The sequence below is a fragment of the Candidatus Poribacteria bacterium genome (genome assembly GCA_021295755.1).
Classification (GTDB): Bacteria; Poribacteria; WGA-4E; order WGA-4E; family PCPOR2b; genus PCPOR2b.
The window spans coordinates 22034-29467 of sequence record JAGWBT010000084.1; the positions used below are offsets into that span (position 1 = coordinate 22034).

The window sequence follows — 7434 nt, forward strand, 5'->3', positions numbered from 1 at the left end:
GTTTCACTTTCCCATTTTTCAACTCAATCTCTTCCAATTTCCCATCCTTTATCTGGCAATCACAAAAGGAGATAACAATGAAGCTTACTGGCGGTGAGGCGATTGTCCGGTGCTTGGAAAGCCAAGGAGTTGAATATGTCTTTGGTATGGCTGGGCACGGTAATCTTTCATTTCTGGATGCACTGGTCGATTCTAACATCAAGTTCCTTTCTGTGCCTCACGAACAGATTGCGACTCATGCGGCAGACGCGTATTTCCGAGTAACCCACAAACCGGCTGTCATATCAACAACGGTTGGTCCCGGTGCAACAAATACCATCACAGGGGTAGCTGATGCGTTGCTGGATAGCTCAGCGATGGTCATTATTTGTGGAGGCGTTCCGAGTTTCTACAGCGGCACGGATGCTCTCCAAGAGTTCGGCACACACCACGATGATGAGCAATTTGAGCTATTTAAGCCGATCACCAAACGGGTTTGGAAGGTAGCACATGCCAAGCTCTTGCCTCATGTGGTATCCCGTGCTTTCAACTATGCTCTAACCGGGAACCCTGGTCCCGTGATGATTCATGTACCGTTGGATTTCTATTCACAAAGTATGGATTATGACATACGCGATATAACAGCCCATCGGACAACAAGCGCTCGGGTGCTAGCGGATCCAGAGGAGGTAGATCGTTCCCTGAATTTGTTGCTCAAAGCCGAACGTCCACTGATCTACGTGGGAAATGGAGTGTTATTAAGCCAAGCCACAGCGGCACTTACAGCGCTGGCTGAGTATCTCCAAATTCCTGTGGCAACCACCATGAGTGGTCAAGGGGCGATCAGCGGTGAACATCCATTAGCGGCAGGTTTTACCGGTACTGTTGGAACACCAGTTTCAAACCGAATGGCACACGAAGCTGACGTTATTCTGGCGATAGGTACGCGAATGCCAGAAATGGACTGTAACTCTTGGAAACATCAGCACTTCTTCGCTATCCCACCTGCAAAACTGATCCATGTAGACATCGACCCACACCAAATTGGTAAAATCTTCCCTGTAGAAGTTGGCGTCGTCGGCGACGCTGATGCAACCCTCAAGCAGTTCTTGGAAGCAGCAGAAGCCACGACACCGCCCCGTCAACCTTCTGATTGGGTCAAAAGTATGCAGCAACAGCGCGAAACATGGTGGGCTGAGTTACATGCTGCCGAGGGTTCAAATGATTCCCCTATCGCCGTGGAAAGGCTCTTAGGTGATATTCAGCAGATTTTGCCACCGGAAGGGATCTTTATCAGCGGAGTGGGTGTGCGGCATGCCGTGGGGCAACACATGCGTTTTACACGCCCCATGACGCATATCGTCGGTAGTGGATACGGGACAATGGGGCAGGAGGTGCCTGCTGCTTTGGGTGCAAAGCTAGGCAACCCAGATGTCCCTGTCGTTGCTGCGGTGGGTGATGGTGCATTCCGATCTACTATGCAGACGCTCCTGCCTGCTGTGGAGTACGGCATCAATCCGGTATGGGTCGTGCAGAACAACTACTCATTTAATATCATCTCTCTTTATCAGAAACGTCACTGGGAGCGCCTCATTGGCACCGAGTTCAAAATAGAGGCTGAAGACAAACCCTATAATCCGGATTTTGCTGAACTTGCCCGTGCCTTTGGGGCAGAGGGGCGTCGGGTTGAGCGTCCTGACGATTTGAAGCCTGCCCTAGAAGAAGCAATCCATGCAAATCGCCCCTATGTGCTGGACGTGATCATGACACAGAAACCGCGCATCCGTGCGAACGGTTATTGGGTGGTCAACGATATTATAACCCCCCAGTGGGAAGGTGATCCCGTCTAACCTGTTTATAGTGGGTCTTAGAATTAATGAGACACGCCAAACCGGTGCGGGTGAAAACCGCACCTACCGGGGGGCGAAAGCGTCTATTTATTTTTTAAATTCACTATAGTTCATTAGTACATTGGTTCATAAATGAACTAATGAACCGATGTCCTCTGATGCGTGTAGGAGGGAGATATATGCGAGTGCTTGCTATCGCCGCTCACCCCGACGATTTGGAAACTGCTTGTGCGGGAACATTAGCCAAGTACGCGTTGGCTGGTCACACAGTGATTATGTCCAATTTGTGCGATGGAGCCCTCGGTGGTAACATCCCCAAGGCGGAATTGGCTGCCCTCCGTCGCAAAGAAGCGGAGGCGTCAGCAGCTATCATCGGGGCTGAGTATATCCCACCCTTGTTCGAAGATCTGGATATCTATCCAGATAAAGCTGCTCGTCAAAAGGTGGCAGAAGTAATTAGGCAGGCACGCCCAGACATTATCATTACCCATCCACCGGTAGATTATGCGCCAGATCATGTCGCAGCGAGTCAGTTAGTTTTCGATGCCTCGTTCCTCGCCACGCTGCCTAACTATGAAAGCGACACAGGCACCGAAGTCCATCCATCGTTGGGGCCTGTCTTTTACATGGAATCTTTCGGCGGTCATGAATTTCAACCGACTATCTGGGTTGACATTACCCAGACCTTCGAGTTAAAGCAGCAGATGCTTGAAAGCCATGAAAGCCAAGTAAAATGGCTGAAAGAATGGCGTGGAACGGATCTCGTTGCCCGGATGGAGGTACAATCTCGCTATCGCGGTATGCAGTGCGGCGTCCAGTATGCCGAAGCCTTCTGTGCCCTGTATGCTGCTAGGCGTGTGCCAGCCCATGACCTACTCCCAATAGGAGGATCATAAAATATGTCGAAAAAACTAAAAGTTGCAATCACCGCTTGGGAATTCCCTTGGCTCAGTATAGATGAGATCTGTCAGAAAGCCCAAAACTATGGACTGGAGTACATAGATTGCATTGCTCCTGCGCGAGACACCCTGCCTGACTTCAAGCGAGCGTTAGAAAAGTACGGTATACGTCCCGGAGCCATCGGAGGTACAGCCAAGGGGGGTTCCATCAAGATGAACGCTAGCACACAGGCTGACATCCCCGAACTACACGGCAATTTTATTGAAGCGATTGAGACCGCAGCCGAGCTAGGTGCCTCTTATGTCATCAGTTATTACGGCGGCAATCTTGCCTACGATGCCAAAGCCTCCATGCAACGTTACAAGCGTAACATGCAGCCTGTCATGGAAGCTGCCGAAAAACACAATGTAACAATCATCATTGAAACAGAGTATAATCAGGTTGCTACCGATGTGACTCGCACGGCGGATGGCACGCTGGATTTGGTTGAGTTTATGGATTCGGCACACTTTCAGGTGAACTTCGATCCGTGTAACCTGTTCATTGCAGGTGAGGAAGGCTTTCCTTACGCCTACGATGTGCTGAAGCCCTACATCCGCCATGTCCATTTGAAAGATGCGACAAAATATGATCCAGCGCGGCACGGTCGTAAGTACCGCAAAGATCTGCAAACGGATGCGCGTGGGAGTTGGATCTGTGTGGCACTCGGACAAGGGGGGCTCAACATGGAGGGACTCCTCAAGCAGCTTCAGGCTGACGATTATGCGGGGATCATGGCGATCGAGTTGCACACGCTGCGAGAGTTGACGGAAAGGGTCTTTGACGACAGTATTCAGTATCTGAAAGATCACGGGGTGCTGTAACGTTTCATTCTCGATTTCAAGAGGATAAAGGACATACCCATCATGAGCAAAGGACAGTCAGGTTCAAGTCGCAGCGGTTTCCGGGCAGCATACCGCCCACCTGAAGGCGTTACCTACAAGGTTAAAAACTCCTACTTCGGTAGTGAATATGATGAGGAAGAATATGAAGCTGTCCTAGAGGCAATGCAGCAGGAGTGGTTGACCAACGGTCCTCAGACAGCTGCCTTCGAAGAAGCATTCGCTGCCTATACCGGTACCCAGTATGCTTTTACCACTAGCAACTGCACAGCAGCACTGCATATCGGTGCGGATCTGATGCGTCTAAATCCGGAGGATGAGGTCATCACGACACCGATTACCTTTATCGCAACATCACAGCCAATCTTGGCACGGGGTGCGAAGGTGGTTTTCGCCGATGTGGATGCGCGGACATTTAACATCGATCCTGCGAGCATCGCTGAACAGATCACCGATCGTACGCGGGCGATTTTTCTAGTTCATGACGGCGGCCATCCGTGTGACATGGACCCAATCATGGCACTCGCCCACAAGCACAACTTGTTGGTACTGGAAGATGCCGCTAGAGCAGTCGGTGCAGAATATAAGGGACGTAAGGTCGGATCTTTCGGTGATATTGGCACCTTCAGCTTCCATTCTATTAAGAACATGACCACCTTGGGCGAGGGCGGGATGCTCACAACCAGTCGAGATGACTATGCGTCCATAACGCCGATGCTGCGGTCAATGGGAGTCAAATACTTCTTTGAATTTGAGGAGGATGAACTGCCTGATGATGAGACCATCCGTAACTTCTCCTTCGATGTTGTCGAACCAGCAGGCGTTATCCCACGGAACAATCGAATGAATGAGTCGCAAGCGGCGGTGGGACGGGTCCAGTTGCGCAAGTTGGAGAGTTTGAACAAACGGCGTCGCGCGGCTGCCCACTATCTGACTGAACGCTTGGAGGAGATTGACGAAATTACGCCGCCCTACGAAGATCCGGATTGCAAGCATGTCTTCCACCTCTACAACATTCTGTTCGATGGATCGAAATTCGGTGCGACCTTGCCCGATTTTCGCCATATCTTGAATCATGAAGAGGGCATTCAAACGGCTCCTGGTTGCAACATGCCAAACTATCTACACCAGATCTACCGTGTACGCGGTTACCAACGCGGTCTATGCCCTATAGCAGAACGCGCCCACGAGGCATCTGTAGGGCTGCCTATGTATCCGCGTCTCACCCAAGATGATCTAGATACTATCGTGGCTGCGGTTAAATCCACGGTCTATAAGTTAAAACATCGCTAGGAGAGTCTCCCGTGAGTCATATAGACATACAAGCCATCGCTCATCTTGGAATCCCGGTGAGCGACATAGATCAATCCCTTCAGTTCTACCATGAAGCACTCGGACTGGAGATTATATCCGTTCGCGAGGTGTCAGGTGAACGCATATCGGCTGGGGTACAGGTACCGGCTGCTCAGATTAAGATTGCGTTGCTTGAAGCAGGGAATGCCAGATTGGAGCTGCTCCAGTACCTTAACCCCGTTGGGGTGCCATTTGACCGTCAGAATAACGATGTCGGTGCAACCCATATTGCCTTGAACGTAGCAGATCTCCAAGTTACCTACGACCGACTACAAGCGTTAGGTGTACCTTGTAATACAGCGCCTTTTCCAAGTAGTTATCCAGAAGGTTGGGGGTGGTTTTACGCTCGTGATCCGGACGGCATTACAGTGGAATTTAATGGTCCCCTGAACTGAGGAGGGGTGTGTGAACGTCGACAACATCGCAGTCATCGGGGCAGGTACAATGGGGCACGGTATCGCTCAAGTTTTTGCGCTGGCGGGCTTTCAGATTGCCTTGACTGACAATGACGATAAGATTCTAGGTAACGCCCTACCGCGGATCCGGGACAATCTTCAAACTTGTATTGCACACAACTTCGTAAGTGAGGATGAGGCATCAGTTGTGCCTTCACGCATCACCCTTACTCCTGATTTAGCGGATGCAGCGTCCGAAGCTGATTTTATCGTCGAAGCGGTCTTTGAAGATCTTGCCGTCAAGCACGAGGTACTTCGTCAACTGGAGGCACATTGCTCGACGCACACCATCATTACTAGTAACAGTTCTAGTTTCCGCGTCGCCGACATGGCAATTGCACTGAACCAACCTGAACGGTTTCTAGTTACTCACTTCTGGAATCCGCCCCATCTGATTCCATTGGTAGAGGTTGTGCATGGAGAACAGACCTCTGCTGAAGCCATCGAAACGACAAGTCTATTGCTGAAGGTGGCTGGGAAGTATCCGGCGCAGGTTAGGAAAGACGTCCCCGGTTTCGTGGGCAATCGTCTGCAACACGCTTTGCGTCGAGAAGCAATCGCTATCGTAGCCGATGAAATTGCTACACCCGAAGATGTAGATCTCATTGCTAGGTTGAGCTTTGGGCTGCGGATGCCGGTGATTGGTCCGTTGGAGACCGCAGACTTGGGCGGTTTGGATCTCACGCTAGCAATTCAAACTTACCTTCTACCTGAACTCGATCGCTCTACTGAGCCTACACAACTGGTCCGAGACAAGATTGCACAGGGTGAATTAGGGGCAAAGACGGGTAAAGGATTTTACGACTGGTCTCCAGATAAACTTGCCGAGGCAATTCAACAGCGTGACGAGGCTCTCTTGGAAATACTCACATGGTTTAGAAATCGTGATTTAATCTAGGCAATTGGCAAGAGCAGAAAATACGGTTGCTATCTTCAAGTAGTCAAACAATAGATAATGGAAAGCAAAAGTCCAAAGTTCCCTTGGCGGCCGGTACTGATCGCGATTATTTGGATACCATTCAATAGCTACTGGATCGCCTATCAAGAGGTCGCTTGGTATGCCCGATTAACCTATGTTTCCCCTTTTCCCAATGTAATTTTTACAATCTTCTTGCTGGCAGCGTTCAATGCGATTTCTGCGCGTTTTTCAAAAACAGCGTTGACTCACGGTGAGCTATTGATTATTTATATCATGCTCTCGATCGCATCGGCGATTTCAAACAATATCATGCTCGCCGAAGTCATTCCATCGTTTGGGTATGCTTATTGGTTTGCGACACCGGAAAATGAATGGAAGGACATTCTTTGGAAGTACCTACCAGATTGGCTTACGGTCAACGATAGAGATGTATTGACAGGATATTACAAGGGAGATTCATCGCTTTATGATATACATACGCTTCAAGTGTGGTTATCTCCGATAATCGCATGGGGCAGTTTTACTTTCGTGCTGGTCTTCGTCATGTTGTGTATAACCGTTGTTTTGCGACGGCAATGGACGGAACACGAACGGTTGACTTATCCAATAACTCGCTTGCCCCTGGAGATGGCAGATGCAAAATCTGGATTTTTTCGCAATCGTCTGATGTGGATCGGATTTGCCACAGCAGGCAGTATTTCTCTTATCAATGGCCTAAATATTTTATATCCTGCGTTTCCTCAAATACCGATAACGCGTCAGAATATCGGTTCCTTCACAGATAGACCGTGGGATGCTATGGGTAATACATATACCGCATTCTACCCGTTTATCATAGGCATTGGGTTTCTCATGCCGTTGGACCTGTCTTTTTCTTGTTGGTTTTTCTTTCTGTTTCGGAACTTCATTAAAATCTTAATCAGTGTTTTCGGACTATCTAATATTCCCGGCATCCCGTTTTTGAAGCAACAGGAATTTGGGTCAGTGCTTGGGCTTTGTGTAGCAGCAATCTGGGTCGGTAAAAGATTTTTTACGCGTGTGCTGATTGGTGTGTTCCGTAGACGCGACGCAGATGACTCAGATGAACCGATGCCTTA

General features: G+C 49.5%; 7 protein-coding genes. All 7 read left to right on the forward strand.

The window, feature by feature from the left end; translation table 11 throughout:
• Nucleotides 1-77: 77 nt before the first annotated feature.
• Complete coding sequence (locus tag J4G02_13150) at nucleotides 78-1829, forward strand: thiamine pyrophosphate-binding protein (protein MCE2395524.1); 1752 nt, start codon at nucleotides 78-80, stop codon at nucleotides 1827-1829.
• Nucleotides 1830-2008: 179 nt separating this feature from the next.
• The gene (locus J4G02_13155; GenBank protein MCE2395525.1) at nucleotides 2009-2725 is read left to right on the forward strand and encodes a PIG-L family deacetylase; all 717 of its coding nucleotides are present in this window, start codon (nucleotides 2009-2011) and stop codon (nucleotides 2723-2725) included.
• 3 nt (nucleotides 2726-2728) lie between these two features.
• The gene (locus J4G02_13160) at nucleotides 2729-3592 is read left to right on the forward strand and encodes a sugar phosphate isomerase/epimerase (GenBank protein MCE2395526.1); all 864 of its coding nucleotides are present in this window, start codon (nucleotides 2729-2731) and stop codon (nucleotides 3590-3592) included.
• Between the two features lie 42 nt (nucleotides 3593-3634).
• A complete protein-coding gene (locus J4G02_13165; protein MCE2395527.1) occupies nucleotides 3635-4903 on the forward strand; it encodes a DegT/DnrJ/EryC1/StrS family aminotransferase in 1269 nt (422 codons plus the stop codon).
• An 11-nt stretch (nucleotides 4904-4914) separates the two neighbouring features.
• Entirely contained in the window at nucleotides 4915-5358 is a 444-nt protein-coding gene (locus J4G02_13170) for a VOC family protein (protein ID MCE2395528.1), read from the forward strand.
• A 10-nt stretch (nucleotides 5359-5368) separates the two neighbouring features.
• Nucleotides 5369-6316 (forward strand): 3-hydroxyacyl-CoA dehydrogenase family protein, encoded by a 948-nt coding sequence (locus J4G02_13175; GenBank protein ID MCE2395529.1) that lies wholly within the window; start codon nucleotides 5369-5371, stop codon nucleotides 6314-6316.
• Between the two features lie 57 nt (nucleotides 6317-6373).
• The coding region (locus J4G02_13180; GenBank protein MCE2395530.1) for a hypothetical protein at nucleotides 6374-7434 on the forward strand (1061 nt) is incomplete at its 3' end.